The sequence below is a fragment of the Pseudomonas sp. FW305-25 genome, from assembly GCF_017351415.1.
GTDB classification, from domain to species: domain Bacteria; phylum Pseudomonadota; class Gammaproteobacteria; order Pseudomonadales; family Pseudomonadaceae; genus Aquipseudomonas; species Aquipseudomonas chlororaphis.
The window spans coordinates 39,465-63,097 of record NZ_JACNDE010000008.1; the positions used below are offsets into that span (position 1 = coordinate 39,465).

At 60.8% G+C, this 23,633-nt stretch carries 24 protein-coding genes and 1 other RNA gene; 4 read left to right on the plus strand and 21 right to left on the minus strand.

The genetic code is table 11. From position 1 onward, the window contains the following. From J4E58_RS10010 to rsmI, 14 genes are all read right to left on the minus strand, one after another. Complete coding sequence (locus J4E58_RS10010; protein WP_087092006.1) at positions 1-969, minus strand: D-alanine--D-alanine ligase; 969 nt, start codon at positions 967-969, stop codon at positions 1-3. Further along, the gene (gene murC, locus J4E58_RS10015; RefSeq protein ID WP_007922136.1) at positions 966-2,423 is read right to left on the minus strand and encodes a UDP-N-acetylmuramate--L-alanine ligase; all 1,458 of its coding nucleotides are present in this window, start codon (positions 2,421-2,423) and stop codon (positions 966-968) included. Before murC ends, J4E58_RS10010 begins: the two co-directional genes overlap by 4 nt. Continuing rightward, on the minus strand, positions 2,416-3,486 hold the full coding sequence (murG, locus tag J4E58_RS10020) for an undecaprenyldiphospho-muramoylpentapeptide beta-N-acetylglucosaminyltransferase (RefSeq protein ID WP_009050717.1): 1,071 nt from the start codon (positions 3,484-3,486) through the stop codon (positions 2,416-2,418). The genes murC and murG overlap by 8 nt, the downstream gene beginning before the upstream one ends. Then, complete coding sequence (gene ftsW, locus J4E58_RS10025; protein ID WP_007928477.1) at positions 3,476-4,693, minus strand: putative lipid II flippase FtsW; 1,218 nt, start codon at positions 4,691-4,693, stop codon at positions 3,476-3,478. Before ftsW ends, murG begins: the two co-directional genes overlap by 11 nt. After that, the gene (murD, locus tag J4E58_RS10030) at positions 4,690-6,036 is read right to left on the minus strand and encodes a UDP-N-acetylmuramoyl-L-alanine--D-glutamate ligase (protein ID WP_007928476.1); all 1,347 of its coding nucleotides are present in this window, start codon (positions 6,034-6,036) and stop codon (positions 4,690-4,692) included. Before murD ends, ftsW begins: the two co-directional genes overlap by 4 nt. Positions 6,037-6,041: 5 nt before the next feature. Next, complete coding sequence (mraY, locus tag J4E58_RS10035) at positions 6,042-7,124, minus strand: phospho-N-acetylmuramoyl-pentapeptide-transferase (protein WP_007928475.1); 1,083 nt, start codon at positions 7,122-7,124, stop codon at positions 6,042-6,044. Then, entirely contained in the window at positions 7,124-8,491 is a 1,368-nt protein-coding gene (gene murF / locus J4E58_RS10040; protein WP_087092007.1) for a UDP-N-acetylmuramoyl-tripeptide--D-alanyl-D-alanine ligase, read from the minus strand. Before murF ends, mraY begins: the two co-directional genes overlap by 1 nt. Beyond that, on the minus strand, positions 8,484-9,947 hold the full coding sequence (locus tag J4E58_RS10045; protein ID WP_087092008.1) for a UDP-N-acetylmuramoyl-L-alanyl-D-glutamate--2,6-diaminopimelate ligase: 1,464 nt from the start codon (positions 9,945-9,947) through the stop codon (positions 8,484-8,486). Before J4E58_RS10045 ends, murF begins: the two co-directional genes overlap by 8 nt. Next, a complete protein-coding gene (locus J4E58_RS10050) occupies positions 9,947-11,671 on the minus strand; it encodes a penicillin-binding protein 2 (protein WP_164485859.1) in 1,725 nt (574 codons plus the stop codon). The genes J4E58_RS10045 and J4E58_RS10050 overlap by 1 nt, the downstream gene beginning before the upstream one ends. Further along, positions 11,671-11,964, minus strand: a complete 294-nt coding sequence (ftsL, locus tag J4E58_RS10055; RefSeq protein WP_009050721.1) for a cell division protein FtsL — start codon at positions 11,962-11,964, stop codon at positions 11,671-11,673. Before ftsL ends, J4E58_RS10050 begins: the two co-directional genes overlap by 1 nt. Continuing rightward, positions 11,961-12,908, minus strand: coding sequence for a 16S rRNA (cytosine(1402)-N(4))-methyltransferase RsmH (gene rsmH, locus J4E58_RS10060; protein ID WP_007928467.1), 948 nt, complete (start codon positions 12,906-12,908; stop codon positions 11,961-11,963). Before rsmH ends, ftsL begins: the two co-directional genes overlap by 4 nt. Beyond that, entirely contained in the window at positions 12,905-13,360 is a 456-nt protein-coding gene (gene mraZ, locus J4E58_RS10065; RefSeq protein WP_003205355.1) for a division/cell wall cluster transcriptional repressor MraZ, read from the minus strand. Before mraZ ends, rsmH begins: the two co-directional genes overlap by 4 nt. Before the next feature lie 308 nt (positions 13,361-13,668). Continuing rightward, positions 13,669-14,022: RNase P RNA component class A (gene rnpB / locus J4E58_RS10070), an RNA gene on the minus strand. Positions 14,023-14,095: 73 nt separating this feature from the next. Next, the gene (gene rsmI, locus J4E58_RS10075) at positions 14,096-14,950 is read right to left on the minus strand and encodes a 16S rRNA (cytidine(1402)-2'-O)-methyltransferase (protein ID WP_172963003.1); all 855 of its coding nucleotides are present in this window, start codon (positions 14,948-14,950) and stop codon (positions 14,096-14,098) included. Between the two features lie 237 nt (positions 14,951-15,187). Between rsmI and J4E58_RS10080 the strand changes: the two genes are divergently transcribed. The 4 genes from J4E58_RS10080 (at position 15,188) to J4E58_RS10095 (ending at position 18,646) form a co-directional block, all read left to right on the plus strand. After that, positions 15,188-16,999 carry a penicillin-binding protein activator gene (locus J4E58_RS10080; protein ID WP_053262564.1) on the plus strand — a complete coding sequence of 604 codons (1,812 nt, stop codon included), beginning with the start codon at positions 15,188-15,190 and terminating at the stop codon, positions 16,997-16,999. Beyond that, entirely contained in the window at positions 16,999-17,370 is a 372-nt protein-coding gene (locus J4E58_RS10085) for a YraN family protein (RefSeq protein WP_023967295.1), read from the plus strand. The genes J4E58_RS10080 and J4E58_RS10085 overlap by 1 nt, the downstream gene beginning before the upstream one ends. Positions 17,371-17,477: 107 nt before the next feature. Then, entirely contained in the window at positions 17,478-18,071 is a 594-nt protein-coding gene (locus tag J4E58_RS10090; RefSeq protein ID WP_007928463.1) for a phosphoheptose isomerase, read from the plus strand. Continuing rightward, positions 18,068-18,646: a BON domain-containing protein gene (locus J4E58_RS10095; protein ID WP_007928462.1), complete on the plus strand. Its 579-nt coding sequence runs from the start codon at positions 18,068-18,070 to the stop codon at positions 18,644-18,646. Before J4E58_RS10090 ends, J4E58_RS10095 begins: the two co-directional genes overlap by 4 nt. A 55-nt stretch (positions 18,647-18,701) precedes the next feature. Here the strand turns inward: J4E58_RS10095 and J4E58_RS10100 are convergent, their stop codons facing one another. The 7 genes from J4E58_RS10100 to rplM form a co-directional block, all read right to left on the minus strand. Next, positions 18,702-19,118, minus strand: a complete 417-nt coding sequence (locus J4E58_RS10100; RefSeq protein ID WP_007928461.1) for a ClpXP protease specificity-enhancing factor — start codon at positions 19,116-19,118, stop codon at positions 18,702-18,704. Positions 19,119-19,134: 16 nt separating this feature from the next. Then, on the minus strand, positions 19,135-19,752 hold the full coding sequence (locus J4E58_RS10105; protein ID WP_087092010.1) for a glutathione S-transferase N-terminal domain-containing protein: 618 nt from the start codon (positions 19,750-19,752) through the stop codon (positions 19,135-19,137). 151 nt (positions 19,753-19,903) lie between these two features. Then, a complete protein-coding gene (locus J4E58_RS10110) occupies positions 19,904-20,686 on the minus strand; it encodes a cytochrome c1 (protein WP_007928459.1) in 783 nt (260 codons plus the stop codon). Further along, the gene (locus tag J4E58_RS10115; protein WP_007928456.1) at positions 20,686-21,897 is read right to left on the minus strand and encodes a cytochrome bc complex cytochrome b subunit; all 1,212 of its coding nucleotides are present in this window, start codon (positions 21,895-21,897) and stop codon (positions 20,686-20,688) included. The genes J4E58_RS10110 and J4E58_RS10115 overlap by 1 nt, the downstream gene beginning before the upstream one ends. Continuing rightward, positions 21,897-22,490, minus strand: a complete 594-nt coding sequence (petA, locus tag J4E58_RS10120; protein ID WP_007928454.1) for a ubiquinol-cytochrome c reductase iron-sulfur subunit — start codon at positions 22,488-22,490, stop codon at positions 21,897-21,899. The genes J4E58_RS10115 and petA overlap by 1 nt, the downstream gene beginning before the upstream one ends. A 256-nt stretch (positions 22,491-22,746) precedes the next feature. After that, positions 22,747-23,139, minus strand: coding sequence for a 30S ribosomal protein S9 (rpsI, locus tag J4E58_RS10125; protein ID WP_003228056.1), 393 nt, complete (start codon positions 23,137-23,139; stop codon positions 22,747-22,749). Positions 23,140-23,153: 14 nt separating this feature from the next. Further along, positions 23,154-23,582 carry a 50S ribosomal protein L13 gene (gene rplM, locus J4E58_RS10130; RefSeq protein WP_007928449.1) on the minus strand — a complete coding sequence of 143 codons (429 nt, stop codon included), beginning with the start codon at positions 23,580-23,582 and terminating at the stop codon, positions 23,154-23,156. Positions 23,583-23,633 lie beyond the last annotated feature (51 nt).

Sequence of the window (23,633 nt, forward strand, 5' to 3'; positions counted from 1 at the left end):
TTAACCTCGCGGCTCTGCGTTACTGACGACACTCTCCGCCAGGATGGCCAGAACCAGCTGCTGGAAATCCAGACCGGCGGCACGGGCCGCCATCGGAACCAGGCTGTGATCGGTCATGCCGGGAGCGGTGTTCACTTCCAGGAACCAGAACTGGCCATAGGCGTCCTGCATCACGTCGGCACGCGCCCAACCGGCGATACCGAGCGCCCCGCAGGCTTTCGCCGTCAGGTCCATGAGCTCCTGCTCTTTGTCGCTGTCGAGGCCACACGGAATCCGGTACTGGGTATCGGAAGCCAGGTACTTGGCGTCGTAGTCGTAAAACGTGTGGGGCGTGCCCAGGGCGATCGGTGGCAATACCTGGCCGCGCAGCGTGGCGATGGTGAACTCCGGACCTTGAATCCATTGTTCAACCAAGACTTGCGAGTCGTAGGTGCTGGCCGCTTTCCATGCGTCGATCAGTTCGGACGCGGATGTCACTTTGGCCATACCAATACTTGAACCTTCATGCGCCGGTTTGACGATCAAAGGCATGCCCAGTTCCGTAGCCGCAGAAATACAATCGGCCTCGGAGCCAAGTACGGCGTGGCGTGGCGTCGGAATACCGAGGCTGTGCCAGACCTGCTTGGTACGCAGTTTGTCCATCGCCAGCGCCGAAGCCAGGATGCCGCTGCCGGTGTAGGGAATGCCCATGCATTCCAGCAGGCCCTGCATGCTGCCGTCTTCGCCGCCACGACCGTGGAGGATGATGAAGGCACGGTCGATCTTCTCGTTCAGCAGGCGCTGCAGGAAGTCGTCACCGACGTCGATGCCGAAGGCGTCTACACCGGCGCTCAGCAAGGCTTCAAGCACGGCATTGCCGGACTTCAGCGAGACTTCGCGCTCGGCGCTCTTGCCGCCGAACAGCACGGCGACGCGACCGAAATCCTTCGGCGCGAGGGTCGAAAACAGAGAGGCGTAGGCGGCGGTCATTTCGACTTCCCCTGACCGGCAGGCACGGCGCCCGCGAACAACGGGCTGCCCAGCAGCTTCGGCGCAAGACCGCCAATATCACCGGCGCCCTGGCACAGCAGGATGTCGCCGGCGCGCAGCAGCGGCTTGACCAGCGGCGCAAGGTCGACCCCACGCTCGATGTAGATCGGGTCCAGCTGACCGCGCTGACGGATGCTGTGGCACAGCTGACGGCTGTCCGCCCCCGGGATCGGCTCTTCGCCCGCTGGATAGACTTCCATCAACAGCAGGACGTTGGCGTCCGCCAATACCTGGACGAAATCGTCGTACAGGTCGCGGGTGCGGCTGAAACGGTGCGGCTGGTAGACCATCACCAGGCGACGCTCAGGCCAGCCACCGCGCACGGCCTTGATCACCGCCGCGACTTCGGTCGGGTGGTGGCCGTAGTCGTCCACCAGCATCACGTTGCCGCCGTCCACCGGCAGTTCGCCGTAGACCTGGAAGCGACGTCCCACGCCCTGGAAGCCCGACAGGCCCTGGACGATGGCTTCATCGCTGATGCCTTCGTCGGTGGCGATGCAGATGGTCGCCAGGGCGTTCAGCACGTTGTGGTTGCCCGGCATGTTCACCGAGACATCCAGCGGCTCGCGATCGGGACGCAGCACGGTGAAGAAGGTCTGCATGCCTTGCTGGCGTACATTGATCGCGCGCACGTCAGCGCCTTCGTTGAAACCGTAGGTGACGGTCGGACGCTTGACCTGCGGCAGGATCTCGCGCACCACCGGGTCGTCCAGGCACAGCACGGCCAGGCCATAGAACGGCAGGTTGTGCAGGAATTCGACGAAGGTTTTCTTCAGCTTGTTGAAGTCACCGTCGTAGGTCGCCATGTGGTCGGCGTCGATGTTGGTCACCACGGCCACCAGCGGCTGCAGGTGCAGGAAGCTGGCGTCGCTTTCATCGGCTTCGGCGATCAGGTAGCGGCTGGTGCCCAGCTGTGCATTGGTGCCAGCTGCATTCAGCCGGCCACCGATGACGAAGGTCGGGTCCAGGCCACCGGCGGCGAACACCGAGGCCAGCAGGCTGGTGGTGGTGGTCTTGCCGTGGGTACCGGCAACGGCGACGCCGTGGCGGTAGCGCATCAGCTCGGCGAGCATTTCCGCGCGCGGCACCACCGGGATACGGCGTTCCAGGGCGGTGGCCACTTCCGGGTTGGAGGTGTTCACGGCGCTGGACACCACCAGTACATCGGCGTTGGCGGCGTTCTCGGCACGGTGGCCGATAAAAATCTGCGCACCAAAGGACTCAAGGCGCTCGGTGACCGGCGACGCCTTGAGGTCGGAGCCAGAAACCTGGTAGCCCAGGTTCAGCAGTACTTCGGCGATCCCGCACATGCCCACGCCGCCGATACCGACGAAGTGGATGCGACGGATACGGCGCATTTCCGGTTGTGGCATGGCTTTCTGATTCTCAACCATGGGCCACCTCCAGGCAGATATCGACCACGCTACGGGTGGCATCGGGTTTGGCCAGGCGACGTGCGGCGTCGGCCATGCTGTTGAGTCGTTCCGGTTGCATCAAAACCTCTGTCAGGCGAGCGGCAAGGTCCGCTGCGCCAGTCGTTCTTTGCGGCATCAGGAAGGCAGCGCCTTCACGAGCCAAATAATCGGCATTGCGGGTCTGGTGATCGTCGATGGCGTGAGGCAAAGGCACGAGCATCGAAGGCAGACCGGCGGCAGCCAGTTCACTGACGGTCAACGCGCCTGCGCGACAGACCACCAGGTCAGCCCAGCCGTAGGCTTGGGCCATGTCTTTGATGAACGGCTGCACCTGCGCCTCGACGCCGGCGGCGCGATAGCGCTCTGCAGTCACTTCATCGTGGTTTTTGCCGGCCTGATGAAACACTTCCGGACGCAGCTCGGGGGAGACCAGCGCCAGGGCTTCAGGCAGCAACTTGTTCAACGGCTCTGCTCCCAGGCTTCCACCCAGGATCAGCAAACGCGCCTTGCGTCCGGCCAGGGCCTCGCGCGGTGTATCGAGGAACAGCTCGGTGCGCACCGGGTTGCCGGTGGTACGCCGGCTGCTGGAGGCACCAAAGGTGTCCGGGAAAGCTTCGCAGACTCGGGCCGACAACGGCACCAGCAGCCGATTGGCGGTACCGGCGACCGCGTTCTGTTCATGAACGATCACTGGCACGCCGGACAGTTTTGCCGCGACGCCACCAGGGCCGGTCACATAACCGCCAAAGCCCAGCACGCAGACCGGCTTGAGCTGACGAATGATCCGGCGCGCCTGCAGCACTGCCTTGAGCAGCACGAATGGCGCCTTGAGCAGCGACAGCTTGCTCTTGCCCCGCAGGCCGCTGACGTTGATCAGGTGCAGCTGCAGGCCGGCATTCGGCACCAGCTCGTTTTCGATGCCGCGCGGGGTGCCGAGCCAGTGCACGGTATAACCGCGCGCCTGGAATTCGCGGGCACAGGCCAGCGCCGGGAACACGTGACCGCCGGTGCCACCGGCCATGATCAGCACGTTAGCGCCCATGGCTTGGCTCCTCGGCGAAGTCGCTCTCGCTGAACTCCATTTCTTCGCTGCCCAGGTGGGTCCGACTCTCCCACTCGATGCGCAGCAACAGGCCAAGACAGGCGCAACAGATCACCAACGAACTGCCGCCATAACTGAGGAACGGCAAGGTCAGACCTTTGGTCGGCAACAGGCCGACGTTCACCCCGATGTTAATCAGGAACTGGCCGATCCACAGGAACGACAAGCCATAAGCGACATAGGCGGCAAAGAACTGCTTGGCTTTCTCGGCCCACAGGCCGATGTACATGCCACGGATACAGACGAAGACGAACAACGCCACCGTGCACAGGGAACCCACGGCACCCAGCTCTTCGGCCAGGACCGAGAACACGAAGTCGGTGTGGGCTTCCGGCAGGTAGAACTGCTTCTGCACGCTGTTGCCCAGGCCAACGCCCAGCCATTCGCCGCGGCCGAAAGCGATCAAGGCCTGGGACAACTGGTAGCCCGCGCCGAACTGGTCGGCCCAGGGGTCGGCAAAGTTGGTCAGGCGCGCCATTCGATAGGGCTGCATCTGAATCAGCAGGACCACCGCCGCGACCGCCAGGACCACCATCAAGGAGAAACGGAACAGCCCGACCCCACCGAGGAACAGCATCGCCGCCGCGGCCCCCATCATCACCACGGTGGCGCCGAAGTCCGGCTCCATCAGCAGCAGGCCAGCCATCGGCAACAGGACGATGAATGGCTTGAAGAAGCCCATCCAGCTTTCGCGCACTTCTTTCTGGCGACGCACCAGGTAACCGGCGAGGTAGATCACCACGAACACCTTGGCGATCTCGGAAGGCTGGACGTTGAAGAAACTGAAGCCGATCCAGCGCATCGAACCGTTCACCTCGCGGCCGATTCCCGGGATGATCACCATCACCAGCAAACCGAAGGCACCGAGCAGCATCATCCAGCCCAGGCGTTGCCAGGTGGCGATCGGAATCATCATGGTGACGATGCAGGCACCCAGGCCCAGCACCACGTAGATCAGGTGGCGAATCATGTAATACAGGGCGCTGCCCGATTGCACCGCCGCCACTTCGGTGGAGGCCGAGGCGATCATGATCAGCCCGAGGCCGAGCAGCGTCAGGCAGCCGGCGAGCATCGGGAAGTCGAGGTCGACGCCGCGCCCGGTGATGATCGGCGATGGATAAGGCTTGATGATGTCTCTCAGGTTCATGCCAGATCCTCCACGGCGCGGACGAACTGGTGACCACGGTCTTCGTAGTTCTTGAACATGTCGAAACTGGCGCAGGCAGGCGACAGCAGCACCACGTCGCCGGACTGGGCGGCGGCACGGCATTGCGCCACGGCGTCGACCAGGGAGCCGACACGAATCAGCGGCACGGCATCGCCGATGGCCTCGCCGATCTTGTCGGAATCGCGGCCCATCAAGATCACGGCACGGCAGTTGGCCGCCACCGGATCGCGCAGGTCCTTGAACTCGGCACCCTTGCCGTCGCCACCGGCGATCAGCACGATCTTGCCTTCGATATCCGCGCCCAGGCCTTCGATGGCCGCCAGTGCGGCGCCGACGTTGGTGGCCTTGGAGTCGTTGTAATACCCCACGCCATCCAGGTCGCGAACCCATTGGCAGCGGTGCTCGAGGCCGGCAAAGGTGCGCAGGGCCGAGAGCATGGCATCGAACGGCAGGCCGACCGCATGCCCCAGGGCCAGCGCCGCCAGGGCGTTGGACTGGTTATGGGCGCCACGGATCTTCAGCTCGCGCACCGGCATCAGGTTCTGGAATTCGAAGGCCAGGTATTTCTCGCCATTCTCTTCACGCAGGCCGAACGCCTTGAAATCGGGTTTGCTCAGGCCAAAGGTCCAGCACGGCAGGCCTTCGCCGATCAATGGCCGGGTCAGGGCATCCTGGCGGTTGAACACCACTTGCCGGGCGCCACGGAAGATCCGGTGCTTGGCCAGGTGATACGCCGGCAGGCCGCTGTAGCGGTCCATATGGTCTTCGCTGATGTTCAGCACGGTGGCCACTTCGGCCCCCAACTGGTCGGTGGTTTCCAGCTGGAAGCTGGACAGTTCCATGACATACAGCTCGACGTCGTCGCTGAGCAGGTCCAGGGCCGGCGTACCCAGGTTGCCGCCCACGGCGACCCGCTTGCCCGCCGCCGCGGCCATTTCCCCCACCAGGGTGGTCACGGTGCTTTTCGCGTTGGAACCGCTGATGGCGACGATCGGCGCCTTCGCGTTACGCGCGAACAGCTCGATATCGCCGGAGAGTTTCACCCCACGGGCGGCGGCGGCTTGCAGGGCCGGGGTCGCCAGGGCCAGGCCGGGGCTCACGTAGAGCTCGTCGGCGCGGCACAGGAAGTCGACGTCCAGCTCGCCACAACGCACTTCCACATGCGGATAGTCACGGCGCAGCGTGGCCAGTTCCGGTGGATTTTCCCGCGTATCGGCGACGGCAAACGACACGCCCCGGTTCGCCAGGAAGCGAACCAGGGACATGCCGCTCTTGCCGAGGCCGACAACGATGCGGAAGTGGTCAGAAGCGATCAGAGACACTCGTTCTACCTCAGCTTCAGGGTGGCAAGGCCGATCAGCACGAGAATCACGGTGATGATCCAGAAACGGACGATCACACGCGGCTCGGGCCAGCCCTTGAGTTCAAAGTGGTGGTGAATCGGCGCCATGCGAAAGACACGACGACCGGTCAATTTGAAGGAGGCCACCTGAATGACCACCGACAGGGTTTCCATCACGAACACGCCGCCCATGATGAACAGGACGATTTCCTGGCGAACGATCACCGCGATGGTGCCCAGGGCCGCGCCCAGCGCCAGCGCGCCGACGTCGCCCATGAAGACTTGTGCCGGGTAGGTGTTGAACCACAAGAAACCGAGCCCGGCGCCGATCAGCGCGCCGCAGAACACAATCAGTTCACCCGCGCCCGGAACGTAAGGAATCAGCAGGTACTCAGCGAATTTCACGTTACCCGACAGGTAGCAGAAGATGCCCAGGGCGCCGCCTACCATCACGGTCGGCATGATCGCCAGGCCGTCGAGGCCATCGGTCAGGTTGACCGCGTTACTGGAGCCGACGATCACGAAATAGGTCAGGACCACGAAGCCAATGCCCAGCGGAATGCTGACGTCCTTGAGCATGGGGATCAGCAAGGTGGTTTCGACCGGGGTTTGCGCGGTGACATAGAGGAAGATCGCCGCGCCCAGGCCAAATACAGACTGCCAGAAGTACTTCCAGCGGCTCGGCAGACCACGGGAGTTCTTCTCGATCACCTTGCGATAGTCATCGACCCAGCCGATGGCGCCGAACAGCAGGGTGACCAGCAACACCACCCACACATAACGGTTGCTCAGGTCGGCCCACAGCAGGGTGCTGATACCGATTGCCGAAAGAATCAACGCGCCGCCCATGGTCGGAGTACCCGACTTGGAGAGGTGCGATTGCGGACCGTCGTTACGCACGGCCTGGCCGATCTGACGGGTCTGCAGAGTGCGGATCATCCACGGCCCCAGCCACAAGGACAGCACCAGTGCAGTCAGTACCCCGAGAATCCCGCGCAGGGTCAGGTACTGAAAGACCGCGAAGCCTTTGTAGAACTGTTGCAGGTACTCCGCTAGCAGCAGCAGCATCAATGTTTCTCCGTGCTGGAACCACACAAAGCCGCGACGATGTTTTCCATCACCGCGCTGCGCGATCCCTTGATCAAAATAGTGGTGTTTGTATCTTGCTCGGCGCCCAGGGCTGCGATCAGCTCGGCCTGGCTGGCGAAGTGTCGGGCGTGCTCACCGAAGGCGGCGACCGCGTGGGCCATCATCGGGCCCACGGCATAGAGCGCCGACACCTTGCCGGCGGCATAAGCACCCACTTCGCGGTGCCCCTGCTCCGCCCAATCGCCCAACTCGCCGATATCTCCGAGCACCAGGACGGTGCGACCGGAAAAGCCGGCGAGTATATCAACGGCCGCGCACATTGACGTGGGGTTCGCGTTATAGGTGTCGTCGATTACCCGCATGCCGTTTTTCGCCAGTTGGGCGACAGTGCGGCCCTTGACCGGCTGCACCGCGTTGAGCCCGGTGGCGATGCCGAACAGGGACACGCCCAGGGCATGCGCGGCAGCGGCAGCGGCCAGGGCATTGGCAACGTTATGGGTACCCAGCAGGTTCAACTGGACACGCTCGGAACCGTTGCCCGCGTTCAGGGTGAAGTTCGGGCAGCCGCGGGCATCGCGCTGGATATCCGAGGCGTAAAAGTCGGCGGCATTGTTGGTCAGGGCAAAACTCAGCACCTGACGGCCAGCGGCGCGGGCTTTCCAGATCGGGAAGGCCTTGTCGTCGAGGTTGAGCACAGCGATACCGGAAGCATCCAACCCTTCAAGGATCTCGCCCTTGGCCTCGACGATTTTCTCCGGCCCGCCAAACTCGCCCACATGAGCGGTACCGGCATTATTGATGATGGCGACCTGCGGCTTGGTCATCGCTACGGTGTAGGCAATTTCGCCGATGCGCGAAGCCCCCAGCTCGATCACGGCCGCGGTGTGCTCCGGGGCCAGTTCCAGCAGGGTCAAGGGCGCGCCCAGGTCGTTGTTCAGATTGCCGCGTGTGGCAAGCACCGGCCCGCGCGTGCGCAGGATGCTCGCAAGCATTTCCTTGACTGTGGTCTTGCCGCTGGAGCCGGTAATCGCCGCTACCGGCTTGGTGAAAGCCGCGCGATTCAACGCCCCCAGTTGGCCGAGCGCCTGCCGGGTATCGCTGACCAGCAGCTGCGGCAGCGTGCTGTCTGGCACTTCGCGTTCGACCAGGGCACCGACGGCGCCTTTGGCGGCGACTTCATTCAGGTAGTCGTGCCCGTCGAAGCGTGGGCCGGCCAGGGCAATAAAAAGTTGGCCCGGCTTGATCGCCCGGCTGTCGATGCTCACGCCATCGAAGCTGCAATCGCCAGCCAGCAGGCGCCCCGCCAGCGGTCCGCTCAGTTCACTGAGTTTCAGGGCCTTAAGCATGGGCCACCTCCCACGCGGTCAGCGCTCGATCAGCTTCCACCAGGTCGGAGAAGTCGAGACGCACGCCATTGATTTCCTGATAGTCCTCATGACCTTTACCGGCCAGGACAATCACGTCGTCCGCCGAAGCGCCGGCGACCAACTGGGCGATGGCCAGGCCGCGACCAGAAACGAACTCGACCTTGTCCACTGCGCTGAAGCCGGCACGAATGTCGTCGAAAATCTGCGCCGGATCTTCCGTGCGCGGGTTGTCGTCGGTGACCAGAACGCCGTCGGCCAGGCGCTCGACCACTTCCGCCATCAGCGGACGCTTGCCGCGATCGCGATCGCCGCCACAGCCGAACAAGCACAGCAAACGGCCCTTGGCATGAGGACGCAGGGCCAGCAGTACCTTTTCCAGGGCATCCGGGGTGTGGGCGTAATCGACCACCACCAGCGGTTGCGAACCACCGCCCAGGCGCTGCATGCGACCGGCCGGGCCTTCCAGTTTCGGCAGTACGTTAAGGATTTCGTCGAGGGCGTAATCCAGGCCGAGCAAGGCGCCGACAGCGGCCAGCACGTTGCTCAGGTTGAAACGACCGAGCAAGGTGCTACGCAGATGATGTTCGCCCTGCGGAGTCACCAGGGTTGCACGCACGCCTTCGTCGTCGAATTGCGCTTCGCGGCAGTACAGATAGGCCCGCGGATCCTCGAGACTGTAGGTAATCAGCCGCGAATCCTGTTCGTCACTGGCCAGCAGCCGACCGAACTCATCGTCGAGGTTGATGACACGGCACCCCAGATCGGTCCAGCCGAACAGCTTGGCCTTGGTGGAGCCGTAGGCTTCCATGGTGCCGTGATAATCCAGATGGTCGCGAGACAGATTGGTCAGCACCGCCACGTCGAAGGCCAGAGCACTGACTCGCCCCTGGTCCAGACCATGGGACGACACTTCCATCGCCACGGCTTTGGCGCCGGCCTTTTTCAGGTCGGCCAGGGTGGCCTGCACGGCAATCGGGTTCGGCGTGGTGTGCATGCCGCTTTGCAGCGCGCCATAAAAACCGCTGCCGAGGGTGCCGACAATGCCGCAGTGCTGGCCCAGCAGATCGAGTGCCTGCGCCACCAACTGGGTCACGCTGGTCTTGCCGTTGGTACCGGTCACGCCAATCAGGTTGAGGTTGCGGCTCGGGTCGCCATAAAAACGCCCGGCGATATCCGACAACTGCGCCGCCAGGCCTTTGACCGGAATCAGCGGCACGTCGGTAATCGGCAGGACAGTCGCGCCTTCGACTTCATAAGCCACCGCAGCTGCACCGCGCTGCAAGGCGTCGGCGATGTGCGCACGACCATCGAACTTGCCGCCAGGAACCGCAAGAAACAGATCGCCGGCGCGCACATTGCGGCTGTCCAGGGTCAGTTCGCGAATCAGCAGATCACGACCAGCGTGGGCGAAAATCTTGTTCAGGCTAAGAGACATCAGCCGCGCCCTCCTTTAGCTGGTGCCGCATTGGCTTGTTGGGTAGGTGGCAGGTTGTCCGGCGAGATATTCATCAGACGCAGGGTGCCGGACATCACTTTGCTGAACACCGGCGCCGATACCAGACCACCGAAGTAACCGGCCTTGCTCGGCTCGTCGATCACCACGACTATGGCGTAGCGCGGATCGCTCATCGGGCCGAAACCGGCGAACAGCGAGCGGTAGGAGTTCTCGGCATAACCCTTGGTACCGACCGAAGTCTTACGCGCAGTACCACTCTTGCCGGCCACGTGATAAGCCGGTACCTGGGCACGGAACACACCGCGCGGCGCCTCGATCACCTGCTGCAACATGCCTTGCATGGTCTTGGCGACCTTTTCCGGAATCACCTGGGTGGTTTCCGGCGTCCTGTCGGTTTTGATCAGAGTCAGCGGAGCGATGCGACCGTTATTGGCCAGGGCCGAGAAGGCGTGAACCAGCTGGATCGCGGTCACCGAAATGCCGTAGCCGTACGACAGCGTGGCGGTCTCGGCCTTGCGCCACTCGCGGTAATTCGGCAGGTTGCCAACTCGCTCACCCGGAAAGCCGAGACCGGTGTCCTGGCCAAGACCGATTTTCTGGGCCAGGCGGAAGATGGCTTCGCCACCGATATCGAAGGCAATCTTGCTCATGCCAACGTTACTGGAATTGATCAGAATCCCGGTCAGGTCGAGTACCGCGCCTTCACTCTTGGAGACGTCACGAATGGTGTATTTGCCGATCTGCAGCGTGCCTGGATACACCTCGACGGTGTCGCTCGGTTTCCAGCGGCCGGTTTCCAGCGCCGCGCTCATGGAGATGGCCTTCATGGTCGAACCCGGCTCGAACACGTCGATCATGGCGCGGTTACGCATCATCGCCGGTTGCAGGTTGCGACGGTTGTTCGGGTTGTAGGTCGGCTGGTTGACCATGGCCAGGATCTCGCCGGTCTTCACGTCCATGATGACCAGGCTGCCGGCCTTGGCGCCGTTCTCGACGATGGCATTGCGCAGTTCGCGGTTAGCCAGGTATTGCAGGCGCAGGTCAATCGACAACGCCAAGGGCTTGCCGGCCTTGGCGTTTTTGGTGACCTGGACATCCTTGATCAGTCTGCCGCGCCGGTCCTTGATGACCTGGCGCTTGCCCGGAACTCCGGCGAGCCACTCGTCATAAGCCAGTTCGACCCCTTCGCGACCGCGATCGTCGATGTCGGTAAAACCGACCATGTGCGCGGTCACTTCGCCGGCCGGGTAGAAGCGCCGGAACTCTTCGATGCCATACACCCCCGGCACTTTGAGATCGAGAACTTGCTGGCCCTGCTCGGGCGTCAGGCCGCGTACCAAGTAGATGAATTCTTTATTGGCTTGCGCTTCAAGGCGCTCGGCCAGCGCCTTGGGGTCTTGCCCCAAGGCAGCAGCCAATGCCGGCCACTTGTCCTTGGCCAGCTGCATTTCCTTGGCGTTGGCCCACAGAGTGGTCACTGGCGTACTGACCGCCAGCGGCTCGCCGTTACGGTCGGTGATCAAGCCACGGTGAGCCGGGATCGGAATATGCCGAACGCTGCGCGCATCACCCTGCCCCTTGAGGAAGTCGCGATCGACGACCTGCAGATCGATGATGCGCCAGGCGATCGCCGCCACCATGATGCCGAGCAAGCCCAGCACCAGGCGGAACCGCCAGGGGAAGAGTGCGCCTTCAAGCTTCATCATGGCGCCACCATCTGAACTTCTGCCGCGCCGGGAATGCGCATTTTCAGTTGCTCGGTGGCCAGCACTTCGATCCGGCTATGGGCGGTCCAGGTGCTTTGTTCGAGAATCAGCCGTCCCCACTCCGCTTGTGCCTTGTCACGCACACTCAACTCGCCGTACAGCGTGTTGAGCAGTTGGCGATTCCAGTGAGCGCTATAGGACACCGCAATCGCGGACACCAGGACGCCGATAAACAGCAGAAGCATGAAAAAGCTTCCGCCTGGAAGTGGCTTGGCGAAAAGCTTGCTCACCGCAGCTTCTCCGCAACGCGCATGACAGCACTACGGGCACGCGGGTTGGCCTTGAGCTCGGCATCGGAGGCCGTCTGCGCTTTGCCATGGACTTTGATTTTCGGCTCGAAAGCCACGTGGCGCACCGGCAGGTTGCGAGGCAGGTTGTCCGCCTCGCCCTTCACCAGCTTGCGCATGAACAGTTTGACGATGCGGTCTTCCAGCGAGTGGAAACTGATGACCACCAGACGGCCGCCGACCTCCAGGCATTCCAGCGCGGCTTCGAGGCCGGCTTCCAGATCGCCCAGTTCGTTGTTGACATGAATGCGCAACCCCTGGAACGCACGGGTTGCCGGGTTCTTGCCCTTTTCCCAGGCCGGGTTGGCGACTTTCAAGACTTCCGCCAGGTCGGCGGTGCGCTCAAACGGCTTGATGTCGCGGCGCTCAGCCACGGCGCGGGCCATACGACCGGAGAAACGCTCTTCGCCGTATTCCTTGAATACACGGGCGATTTCTTCCACCGGCGCGGTGTTGACGAACTCCGCCGCGCTGATGCCGCGGGACGGGTCCATGCGCATATCCAAGGGACCATCATTGAGAAAACTGAAGCCGCGCTCAGGATCGTCGAGCTGCGGCGAAGACACTCCCAGGTCGAGCAGCACGCCGCTGACCTTGCCATCCAGGCCACGCTCGGCCACTTCCGAGCCCAGCTCGGCAAAGCTGCGCTGCACAACGACAAAGCGGCCGTCTTCGGCCGCTAGCGCTTGCCCGGTGGCAATCGCTTGAGGATCTTTGTCGAATCCAAGCAGCCGGCCATCCGGCCCAAGCTTGCTGAGGATCAGACGACTATGACCACCGCGACCGAAGGTGCCATCCAGATAGCAGCCATCAGGACGTACGGCGAGAGCCTCGACGGCTTCGTCAAGCAGTACGGTGATGTGGTTAAAGCCGCTATCAATAGTCACAGGATCAAATCACGCAGTTCATCAGGCATGGCGCCCGGTTGTTGAATAGCTGCCAGGTCCGCTGCGGAAACAGCATTCCAGGCATCCTCGTCCCACAGTTGGAACTTGTTCAGTTGGCCTACCAACATTGCGCGCTTATCCAACTTGGCATATTCGCGCAGACGCGGCGGAACCAGAAAACGACCACTGCCATCGAGTTCGAGGTCGACGGCATTACCAATCAGCAAACGCTGCAAGCGACGGTTTTCTTCACGTAGCGAAGGCAGCGCGCGCAGCTTGGTTTCAATAATTTCCCACTCGTCGAGGGGGTAGACACACAAACACGGATCAACGGCATCAATAGTGACGATAAGTTGCCCGGAACTACGCGAAACGAGCTCGTCACGGTACCGGCTCGGCATGGCGAGACGGCCCTTTGCGTCGAGACTGATAGCGTTAGCTCCGCGAAACACGTCAGCGTTTCTCCAAATTTTAGCGTTTTACGTCCAAAAAACCCACTTCATGCCACTTTCCGCCACTTGCGCACACTATAGGAATGCGCCCACCACACCGTCAAGGCACGGAGCGACGGAAAAGCCTTATAGAACGGAGATTTAGGAGACTAAAAGGAGGGGTAACGGGAATTTGGCGAAGGATTTGGTGCAATAACTTCAATCAGCTCAAGAAGCTGTATCGCGAAGTTAAAGTAATTTGTTAAGAGTAAGATCTTTTCGGTATTACAAAAGCGCTTCTGCTATTGATTCAAGCAGGGAGGGAAAAGGTGGAGAGTCGATCTGTAAGCCGGGTTCTGTCGAGGACAGTCATTCCTCTACGATGGCCATCACTGGACATCTTTAGCAACCTACCCGGTTCCAGCGCGGGCCACGCCTTGGAACCCTATTTGGTCTTGCTCCGAGTGGGGTTTACCTAGCCACGAACTGTTGCCAGACGTGCGGTGCGCTCTTACCGCACCTTTTCACCCTTACCGGCACCGAAGTGCTTAGGCGGTTATTTTCTGTGGCACTTTCCGTAGGCTCACGCCTCCCAGGCATTACCTGGCACTCCGCCCTATGGAGCCCGGACTTTCCTCCCCCCTCTAATTTTCATAGAGGGCAGCGACTGTCCAATCGACTCTCCGCCGCGCAGGTTAACGGCAGAGCGGCAGAAGAACAAGTGATAAAAGCCTTTTGCCATTCCGCCGATCGCGTTTACTCGCCTTTCTGTTTATCCAGCGCCACTTGATAGAGCACATTCTTGCGCACGCCGGTAATTTCCGCCGCCAATGCCGCGGCACGCTTGAGTGGCATCTCGTTGAGCAGCAGGTCGAGAACCCGCATCGCCTCACTGCTCACAGCCTCGTCGCTCTCCGGCGCTGACCATCCCGCTACCAGTACAACGCATTCGCCGCGCTGCTGATTGCTGTCTGCCTCGACGAAAGCCCGCAACTCCGAAAGCGGCAGCCCCTTGAGGGTTTCAAAGGTCTTGGTCAGCTCCCGGGCCAGCAATGCCTGGCGCTCGCCACCGAACACCGACTCCATATCCTGCAAGCACTCGAGAATACGGTGTGGCGCCTCATAGAAAATCAGTGTACGCGGCTCTTCCTTTAATAGCTCAAGACGCCCGCGCCGCCCTACCGCCTTGGCCGGCAGAAAGCCCTCGAAGATAAAACGATCGGAAGGCAGCCCCGCCGCCGACAAGGCCGCAATCAGAGCGCAAGCCCCAGGAACAGGAACGACATTGATACCGGCCGCACGCGCCTGACGCACCAGGTGGTAACCCGGATCGGAGATCAACGGCGTGCCCGCATCGGAAATCAGCGCAACGCTGTCTCCCGCCAACAGACGCGTGAGAAAACGGCTGCCTTCATCCCGTTCGTTATGTTCATGGCAGGCGGCCAGCGGCGTGGAAATCCCGAAGTGCTGCATCAAGCGTTGCGAGTGGCGCGTGTCTTCGGCGGCAATCAGCGCCACCTCACGCAAGATCTTCAAGGCCCGGGCACTGATGTCGTCCAGGTTGCCGATGGGCGTCGCCACCACATAAAGCGAGCCAGCAGCGGAATTCAAAGGACCTGGAGCAGTCAAAGCGCACACCTCTTGATCGGTAAAAGCGCCATTGTAGCGCGTAGAAGCCTTCGGAATGCGTGTCGCAGGCACCTCAAGCCTGCGACAGCGTCTGCCGTTCTAAAGCACTGCAACATTTGCTCGACCTAAAATAGACGGTTTATTGCCAGTAACATCGCGCCCCGGCCAGTGCTTGGGTACAATTCCACGCTAATTTGATCGAGTATCAGGAACACTTACATGATCGCTTGCCTGCGGCTGTTCTCTGCCTTATGCCTTGCCGCCCTCCTGGCAGCTTGCGCCAGCTCGCCCTCCTCCAGCCTTGGCGAACTTCCACGGACCCCGGATGCCAGCATCGAGCAACTGCTCGAACAGGCCGCCAACAGCAAAACGCCCGACAAGGCAGCCCTGCTGCGCTTGAGCGCTGCCGACCTGGCCTATCGTCAGGGCAACGCCGGCCAGGCCGCGCAAATCCTGCAACAAGTGCCGATGGAGCAACTCAAACCCGGCCAGCAGGTTTTCGCCAGCACCCTGGCCGCCGAACTGGCCATGACTCGCAACCAGCCAAAGGCCGCCCTGACTGCCCTGAGCCACCCGAGCCTGCAACGCCTGAGCGAACTGCCGGAAGAGCAGCAAATCCGCACCGGCACTGTCCACGCTCGCGCACTAGAGGCTGACGGCCAGGCCCTCGCCGCGACACGGGAGCGCATTTTCATTGCGCCACTGCTCAAGGACGACGCCGCGAGCAAGAACCACGAAGCCATCTGGGCATTGATTGCCAGCCTGCCGACCGATCAACTGCAAGCCGTCGGCAACGATGACCTGGGCGGCTGGATGAGCCTGGCGCTGGCAGTGAAGACCGCCGGCACCCTGGAACAACAGCAGGCCGCCATCGACAACTGGCGCGCACAGAACCCCAAGCATCCGGCTGCCATTCAGCTGCCGCTGCCGCTGACCAAACTCAAGGAGCTGGCCAGCCAGCCACTGTCCAAGATCGCCCTGCTGTTGCCGCAGGACGGCCCGCTGGCCGCGGTCTCCAAGGCCCTGCGCGACGGTTTCATGGCCGCGCACTATCAGGCTCAGCAAGCCGGTCAAAAACCACCCAGCATCGAGTTCTACGACAGCTCGCGCCTGACTTCGCTGGATGACTTCTATCGCAAGGCCCAGGCAGATGGCGTGCAACTGGTCGTCGGCCCGCTGGAAAAACCGCTGGTCAAACAGCTCGCCGCACGCCCGCAACTGCCTATCACCACCCTGGCGCTGAACTACAGCGAAGGCGAACAAGGCCCCGCGCAACTGTTCCAGTTCGGCCTGGCCGCCGAAGATGAGGCTCGCGAAGTCTCCCGCCGCGCCCGCGCCGACGGCCTGCACCGCGCTGCGGTCCTGGTGCCACGCGGCGAATGGGGTGATCGTGTGCTCAAGGCTTTCCGTCAGGACTGGGAAAGTAACGGCGGTAGCGTGGTAGGTATCGAACGCGTCGATCAGCCGGTAGCCCTGGCCCAGCAGATTGCCGACCTGTTCCAACTGCGCCAGAGCGAAGCCCGCGCCAAGAGCCTGCAGAACGCCGCTGGTACTCAAGTGGCCGCACAACCTTCACGTCGCCAGGACATCGAGTTCATTTTCCTGGCATCCACTCCGCAACAGGCACAACAGATCAAGCCGACCCTGAACTTCCAGTACGCCGGCGATGTACCTGTCTACGCCACCTCTCATGTCTTCAGCGCCAGCGGCGACCAGAACCAGTACAACGACATGAACGGCATACGCTTCTGCGAGACGCCTTGGCTGCTGGATGCCAATGACCCGCTGCGCCGACAGGTCGCCGCGCAGTGGCCACAAGCCGGTGGCAGCCTGGGTCGACTGTATGCGATGGGCGCCGACGCCTACCGCCTGGCACCACGCCTGGGGCAACTCAAAGCCCTGCCGGACAGCCGCATCGAAGGCCTGTCGGGCAGCCTGACCATGAGCCCGAGCCAGCGTGTTCAACGCCAGCTGCCATGGGCCGAGTTCGTCAGCGGCCAGATCACTCGCCTGCCTGACACCCAGCGCTAATGCCACAACGATCACGTCAGCAAAGCGGTCAGGATGCCGAAGCCCAAGCGCTCCGGCATCTTGAACAACAGGGGCTGCGCCTGCTGGCGCAGAACTGGTTGTGCAAACGCGGCGAGCTTGATCTGGTCATGCTTGACGGCGATACAGTAGTATTCGTCGAAGTCCGCTACAGACAACACACGCAATGGGGTGGCGCACTAGGCAGCATCGACGCACGCAAGCGTCAGAAACTGATACTCGCCGCACAGCTTTTCCTGCAGCGCGAGTCGCGCTGGTCCAACCACCCTTGCCGTTTCGATGTGGTCGCCATAGACAGCGCCCCAGGTACGACCACTCATTTGAACTGGCTACGGAATGCCTTTGAAAGCTGATCGACGCTCTCGGGCCGAGCCGGACATTTTCACTCAACATTTTTGCTCTTTGCTTTGCGGGCAGCACATTCATGTGCCAGAAAGCCGCGCCACTTAAGGTCACACAGATGGACATGCAATCCCGAATTCGCCAGCTTTTTCAGGCCAGTATCGACACCAAGCAGCAGGCGATGGACGTACTTGCACCGCACATCGAGCAAGCCAGCCAGGTCATGGTCAACGCCCTGCTCAACGAAGGAAAAATGCTTTCCTGCGGCAACGGTGGCTCGGCCGGCGATGCCCAGCACTTCTCCTCCGAACTGCTCAACCGTTTCGAGCGCGAGCGCCCGAGCCTGCCAGCCATTGCGCTGACCACCGACAGCTCGACGATTACCTCGATCGCCAACGACTACAGCTACAACGAAGTCTTTTCCAAGCAGATTCGCGCCCTGGGCCAGCCTGGCGATGTCCTGCTGGCGATCTCCACCAGCGGCAACTCGGCGAATATTATTCAAGCGATCCAGGCCGCACATGATCGCGAAATGATTGTCGTAGCATTGACCGGTCGCGATGGCGGCGGCATGGCGTCCCTGCTATTGCCGGAAGATGTCGAGATTCGCGTACCGGCCAATGTCACTGCACGTATCCAGGAAGTCCACCTGCTGGCGATCCACTGCCTCTGCGACTTGATCGACAGCCAACTGTTCGGGAGTGAAGAATGACCCCTAATCGCCTTGGCCTACTGGCCCTGACCCTAGCCTTGAGCATCAGCGGTTGCAGCTCGGTGATTACCGCCACCCGCGAAAGCCCGATCGAAGATGACCGCGGCACCCGCACCTTCGGCAGCAAGATCGATGACTCACTGATCCAGACCAAAGTCGAAGTGAACGTCGCCAAGGCCAGTCCGGACCTGGACCACAATTCGCACATCGTGGTGACCAGCTTCAACGGAATCGTCCTGCTGGCTGGCCAGACCCCGCGCGCCGACCTCAAGACACTCGCCGAGCAGGCCGCCAGCGCCGTGCAACGGGTGAAGAAAGTCCACAATGAACTGCAGGTTCTACCGCCCTCTTCCCTGCTGGCCCGGCAGAACGATGCCTGGCTGACCACCAAGATCAAGACCCAGATGCTGACCGATGCCAGCATTCCAGGCTCGCGCATCAAGGTCGTGACGGAAAACGGCATCGTCTACCTGCTGGGCCTGCTGACCCAACAGGAAGCCACCCAGGCGACCAATCTGGTACAGGGCGTTTCCGGCGTGCAGAAAATCGTCAAACTGTTCGAATACATCGACTGATACAGGCGAAAGGTACGGGCACAAAAAAGGCGATCCGGATGGATCGCCTTTTTTATTACTTCACGACCTTCAGACTCGGTCGACCGCTTGGACGCGGCGGCTCGTTATCCGGTGGTGGAATATCATCATCCGGCTCGATTTCATCGTCCTCGTCATCCACGGGCGACTCCAGATCGAACACCATACCCTGACCATTCTCCCGGGCATAAATGCCCAGGATCGCCGGCACAGGGACGTACAAGCTATGCGGGACGCCACCGAAGCGCCCCTCGAAAGTCACCACCTCGTTATCCATGTGCAAATGACGCACGGCACTCGGCGAAATATTCAGGACGATCTGTCCGTCACTGGCGAAACCCTGAGGCACCTGCACCGCCGGGTATTCGGAATTGACCAGCATATGCGGGGTGCAATCGTTGTCCACAATCCACTCGTAGAGCGCGCGGACCAGATAAGGTCGACTGGAGTTCATAGCGGCTCCTTAAGCCTTAGCGCATGTCGCGTTCGACGCCAGACAGACTTGCCTGGAACGTCTCACGGGCGAACTGGCGCTCCATGTAATCAAGCAACGGCTTGGCTTGCCGTGGCAATTCAATACCCAGGACCGGTAATCTCCAGAGTATTGGTAATAGGCAGCAATCCACCAGACTTTGTTCCTCACTGAGGAAAAACGGCTTCTCCGCGAACAGCGGCGAAACGCCGGTCAGGCTCTCGCGCAGCTCTTTGCGAGCCTGAGCCCGAGCGGCTTCCTTGGTCCGGGAATCCAGGATCAGATCCACCAGCCCACACCAGTCACGCTGGATCCGATGAATCAGCAGACGGCTGTTGGCACGCGCCACTGGGTAAACCGGCAGTAGTGGCGGGTGCGGGTAACGCTCATCCAGATATTCCATCACCACGGTCGACTCCCACAACGCCAGGTCACGATCGACCAGGGTGGGCAGACTGCCGTAAGGGTTCACTTCGATCAGCTTCGGCGGCTGACGCCCCGCCTCCACACTGATGATCTCGGCGCTGACACCCTTCTCTGCGAGCACGATACGTACCCGGTGGGAATAGTGGTCGGCGGGGTCGGAGTAACAGGCCAACCGATTGGTCACGCCCATGGCGGTCCTCCTCGCTTGTTGAAATTATCGGAAGCAGAAAAACGAGCGCGCCCAGAGGGCGCCTCCCGTAACGCCTGGATGATCCAGACTCGTTACACCTTCAGAGACGCCCTTGGGCGCGCACGATTAACAGCAATGAATTACAGCTTTATCAATGAACGTCTTTCCAGTATTCGCGCTTGAGCAGATAGGCGAACACGAAGAAGAAGGCCAGATACAGTAACACATAGGTGCCGATACGTTGATGCTCCAGCTTGACCGGGTTGGCCGAGTAGGCCAGGAAGGTCACCAGGTTCTTGACCTTCTCGTCGAACTGCTCTTCGTTGAGCGTGCCGGTTTTTGGCAGCACGGTCAGCTGGTCGCAGGCTTCATGGGTCAAAGCGGTACCGGTCAGCGGATCGTATTGCTTCTTGCCGTCTTCGACGATCTGCACCTGTTTGCAGCCAACAACCTGGCGCCCCTGCAGGCCGACCAGGACGTTAGGCATACCCACGTTCGGGAAGACCTTGTTGTTCACGCCCCATGGACGCGCAGGGTCTTCGTAGAAGGAGCGCAGGTAGCCATAGAGCCAGTCGGTACCACGCACACGAGCCACCAGGGTCAGGTCGGGCGGAGCCGCACCGAACCAGGTCTTGGCGTCAGCCGGCTGCATGCCGATGCTCATGTGATCGCCGATTTTCGCACCGGTGAACACCAGCTTGCTCATCATCAGATCGTGAGGAATCCCCAGATCGTCGGCAACGCGCTCATAGCGTTGGAACTTGGCGCTGTGGCAGCCCATGCAGTAGTTGGCGAATGTCCGTGCGCCATCCTGCATGGCGGCCTTGTCGGAGACGTCGATGTCGACTTTTTCCAGCTCGGGACCACCGTGTTCGGCCGCGAAGGACAGTACAGGCATAGCAGCAAGAATCAGTACAGCAAATAGCTTTTTCATCAGCCAGTCACCCTTTCCGGAACCGGTTTGGTCTTCTCGAGCCTGGTGTAGAACGGCATCAGAATGAAGTAGGCGAAGTACAGGAAGGTACATACCTGCGACAGCAGCGTGCGACCCGGCGTCGGTGCCAGAACGCCGAGGATCCCCAGGATCACGAACGAGATGCAGAACACCACCAGCCAGATCTTGCTCAGCCAACCCTTGTAGCGCATGGATTTGACCGGGCTGCGATCGAGCCATGGCAGCACGAACAACACGGCGATCGCCGCGCCCATCGCAATCACGCCCAGCAGCTTGTCCGGAACCGCGCGCAGAATCGCGTAGAACGGGGTGAAGTACCAAACCGGGGCAATATGCTCAGGCGTCTTGAACGGGTTGGCCTGTTCGAAGTTCGGCTTCTCGAGGAAATAACCACCCATTTCCGGGAAGAAGAACACGATCGAGCAGAAGATGAACAGGAACACCACCACGCCGACGATGTCTTTCACGGTGTAGTACGGGTGGAAAGCGATGCCATCCAGCGGTACGCCGTTTTCGTCTTTGTGCTTCTTGATGTCCACGCCATCCGGGTTGTTCGAACCCACTTCGTGCAGCGCCAGGATGTGCAGCACTACCAGACCGAGAATCACGATTGGCAGGGCCACTACGTGCAAGGCGAAGAAGCGGTTCAGGGTAATACCGGAAATCAGGTAGTCACCACGAATCCACTGGGTCAGGTCGTTACCGATGACCGGGATCGCACCAAACAGCGAGATGATCACCTGGGCGCCCCAATAGGACATTTGCCCCCAAGGCAGCAGGTAGCCCATGAAGGCTTCGGCCATCAGCGCCAGGTAGATCAGCATGCCGAACAGCCACACCAGCTCACGCGGCTTCTGGTAGGAACCGTAGAGCAGGCCACGGAACATGTGCAGATAGACCACGATGAAGAACGCCGAGGCGCCAGTGGAGTGCAACAGACGCAGGATCGAGCCGTACTCGACGTCGCGCATGATGTATTCGACGGAAGCGAAAGCCTCTTCCGCCGACGGGGTGTAGCTCATGGTCAGCCAGACGCCGGTGACGATCTGGTTAACCAGAACCAGCAGAGCCAGGGAACCAAAGAAGTAGAAGAAGTTGAAGTTCTTCGGGGCGTAATACTTGCTGAGATGGTCTTCCCACATTTTGGTCGCGGGGAAGCGCGCATCAACCCAATCCATGAACTTGCTCATCACGCTTTCTCCGTATCGACGCCGATGACAATAAGGTCGTCCGACTCATAGGAATGCGGGGGTACTGGCAGGTTCAAAGGCGCAGGTTGCGACTTGTAGACGCGGCCAGCCAGATCGTAGTGGGAACCGTGGCAAGGGCAGAAATAGCCACCTACCCAATCCTTGCCCAGATCCGCAGGCGCCACTTCAGGGCGGAAAGTCGGTGAGCAACCCAGGTGGGTGCAGATACCGATCAGCAGCAGAATCTCTGGCTTGATCGAACGCACTTCCGGGTCGACGTAGGTTGGTTGGACAGAGTTCTTGGAGTCGGGGTCGGAAAGTTGACCCTCGATCTTTTTGAGATTCCCCAGGATTTCCTGTGTGCGGCGGACGATGAATACCGGCTGACCACGCCACTCAGCAATCATCTGCTGACCTGGGTCGATCTTGCTGATATTCACTTTCACCGGTGCCCCTGCGGCTTTCGCCTTGGCACTGGGAAACCATGACCCCACGAACGGGACCGCAGCCCCCACCGCTCCTGCAGCACCCACCACGGATGTGGCTGCTACAAGGAAGCGACGCCGGCCTGCATTCACGCCGTCATTGCTCATTCAGTCCTCTCCCATCAGCTTTGTGGCCTGTTAAATCAGGCATCTACTAAGTAAAAATCTGAACTTATAAAAATTTTGCCGAATGGTAATGAAAAGCCCCTACTCTGACAAGGTAATTACCAACTTGGCCCTGCCCCAAGCCCTGTAGTATAGGGGCTCTGCAGATGTGGCAAGTTGTCACAGCGCAAAATAATCACCCATAAAAAAACGCCCAGCTCCGTAAGGAGACTGGGCGTTTTTTGAACGCGAAAGCGAATTAACGCTTCGAGTACTGCGGACGCTTACGCGCTTTACGCAGACCAACTTTCTTACGTTCAACTTCACGTGCGTCACGGGTTACGAAACCGGCTTTACGCAGAGCGCTGCGCAGAGTTTCGTCGTAATCCATCAGAGCGCGAGTGATGCCGTGGCGGATTGCGCCAGCTTGGCCACTCACACCACCGCCGATAACGGTGACGTAGATGTCGAACTTCTCGACGGTCTCGGTCAGTTCCAGCGGCTGACGAACTACCATGCGGGCAGTTTCGCGGCCGAAGAAGTTATCCAGGGAGCGGTTGTTGATGGAGATGTTGCCAGTGCCCGGACGCAGGAAAACGCGTGCGGTTGCAGTCTTGCGACGGCCAGTGCCGTAATTTTGAGTCGCCGACATAATGAACTATTCCGTTAAATCTTCAGTTCTTGGGGCTGCTGAGCAGTATGAGGGTGTGCAGCGCCCGCATAGACTTTCAGCTTACGGTACATGTCGCGACCCAGCGGGTTCTTAGGCAGCATGCCTTTTACCGCGGTCTCGATCACGCGCTCAGGGGCCTTGGCGATCAGCTTTTCAAAGTTGATCGACTTGATGCCGCCCGGGAAACCGGAGTGGGAGTAGTACATTTTGTCAGTGGTTTTAGCGCCAGTAACACGTACTTGCTCAGCGTTGATCACGACGATGTAGTCACCGGTGTCGACGTGAGGGGTGTACTCAGGCTTGTGCTTGCCACGCAGACGGCTCGCGATTTCGGTGGCCAGACGACCCAGGGTCTGACCAGCAGCGTCGACGACAAACCAGTCGCGCTTAACTGTTTCCGGTTTAGCAGTAAAAGTTTTCATTCTTTATAGCCTCAGGGGCCGCCCTGTAAATTAGACGGCGGATCTTACTGA

Excerpts from the sequence above, each read along its gene's own strand:
- murC (WP_007922136.1), bottom strand. The coding sequence starts at position 2,423 with ATGGTTGAGAATCAGAAAGCCATGCCACAACCGGAAATGCGCCGTATC.
- J4E58_RS10115 (WP_007928456.1), bottom strand. The coding sequence starts at position 21,897 with ATGAGCAAGTTCATGGATTGGGTTGATGCGCGCTTCCCCGCGACCAAA.
- rpsI (WP_003228056.1), bottom strand. The coding sequence starts at position 23,139 with ATGTCGGCGACTCAAAATTACGGCACTGGCCGTCGCAAGACTGCAACC.
- ftsW (WP_007928477.1), bottom strand. The coding sequence starts at position 4,693 with ATGAACCTGAGAGACATCATCAAGCCTTATCCATCGCCGATCATCACC.
- J4E58_RS10105 (WP_087092010.1), bottom strand. The coding sequence starts at position 19,752 with ATGGGCGTGACCAATCGGTTGGCCTGTTACTCCGACCCCGCCGACCAC.
- J4E58_RS10100 (WP_007928461.1), bottom strand. The coding sequence starts at position 19,118 with ATGAACTCCAGTCGACCTTATCTGGTCCGCGCGCTCTACGAGTGGATT.
- J4E58_RS10110 (WP_007928459.1), bottom strand. The coding sequence starts at position 20,686 with ATGAAAAAGCTATTTGCTGTACTGATTCTTGCTGCTATGCCTGTACTG.
- J4E58_RS10080 (WP_053262564.1), top strand. The coding sequence starts at position 15,188 with ATGATCGCTTGCCTGCGGCTGTTCTCTGCCTTATGCCTTGCCGCCCTC.
- J4E58_RS10085 (WP_023967295.1), top strand. The coding sequence starts at position 16,999 with ATGCCACAACGATCACGTCAGCAAAGCGGTCAGGATGCCGAAGCCCAA.
- petA (WP_007928454.1), bottom strand. The coding sequence starts at position 22,490 with ATGAGCAATGACGGCGTGAATGCAGGCCGGCGTCGCTTCCTTGTAGCA.
- mraY (WP_007928475.1), bottom strand. The coding sequence starts at position 7,124 with ATGCTGCTGCTGCTAGCGGAGTACCTGCAACAGTTCTACAAAGGCTTC.
- J4E58_RS10090 (WP_007928463.1), top strand. The coding sequence starts at position 17,478 with ATGGACATGCAATCCCGAATTCGCCAGCTTTTTCAGGCCAGTATCGAC.
- J4E58_RS10045 (WP_087092008.1), bottom strand. The coding sequence starts at position 9,947 with ATGTCTCTTAGCCTGAACAAGATTTTCGCCCACGCTGGTCGTGATCTG.
- murG (WP_009050717.1), bottom strand. The coding sequence starts at position 3,486 with ATGGGCGCTAACGTGCTGATCATGGCCGGTGGCACCGGCGGTCACGTG.
- J4E58_RS10010 (WP_087092006.1), bottom strand. The coding sequence starts at position 969 with ATGACCGCCGCCTACGCCTCTCTGTTTTCGACCCTCGCGCCGAAGGAT.
- murF (WP_087092007.1), bottom strand. The coding sequence starts at position 8,491 with ATGCTTAAGGCCCTGAAACTCAGTGAACTGAGCGGACCGCTGGCGGGG.
- J4E58_RS10050 (WP_164485859.1), bottom strand. The coding sequence starts at position 11,671 with ATGAAGCTTGAAGGCGCACTCTTCCCCTGGCGGTTCCGCCTGGTGCTG.
- rplM (WP_007928449.1), bottom strand. The coding sequence starts at position 23,582 with ATGAAAACTTTTACTGCTAAACCGGAAACAGTTAAGCGCGACTGGTTT.
- J4E58_RS10095 (WP_007928462.1), top strand. The coding sequence starts at position 18,068 with ATGACCCCTAATCGCCTTGGCCTACTGGCCCTGACCCTAGCCTTGAGC.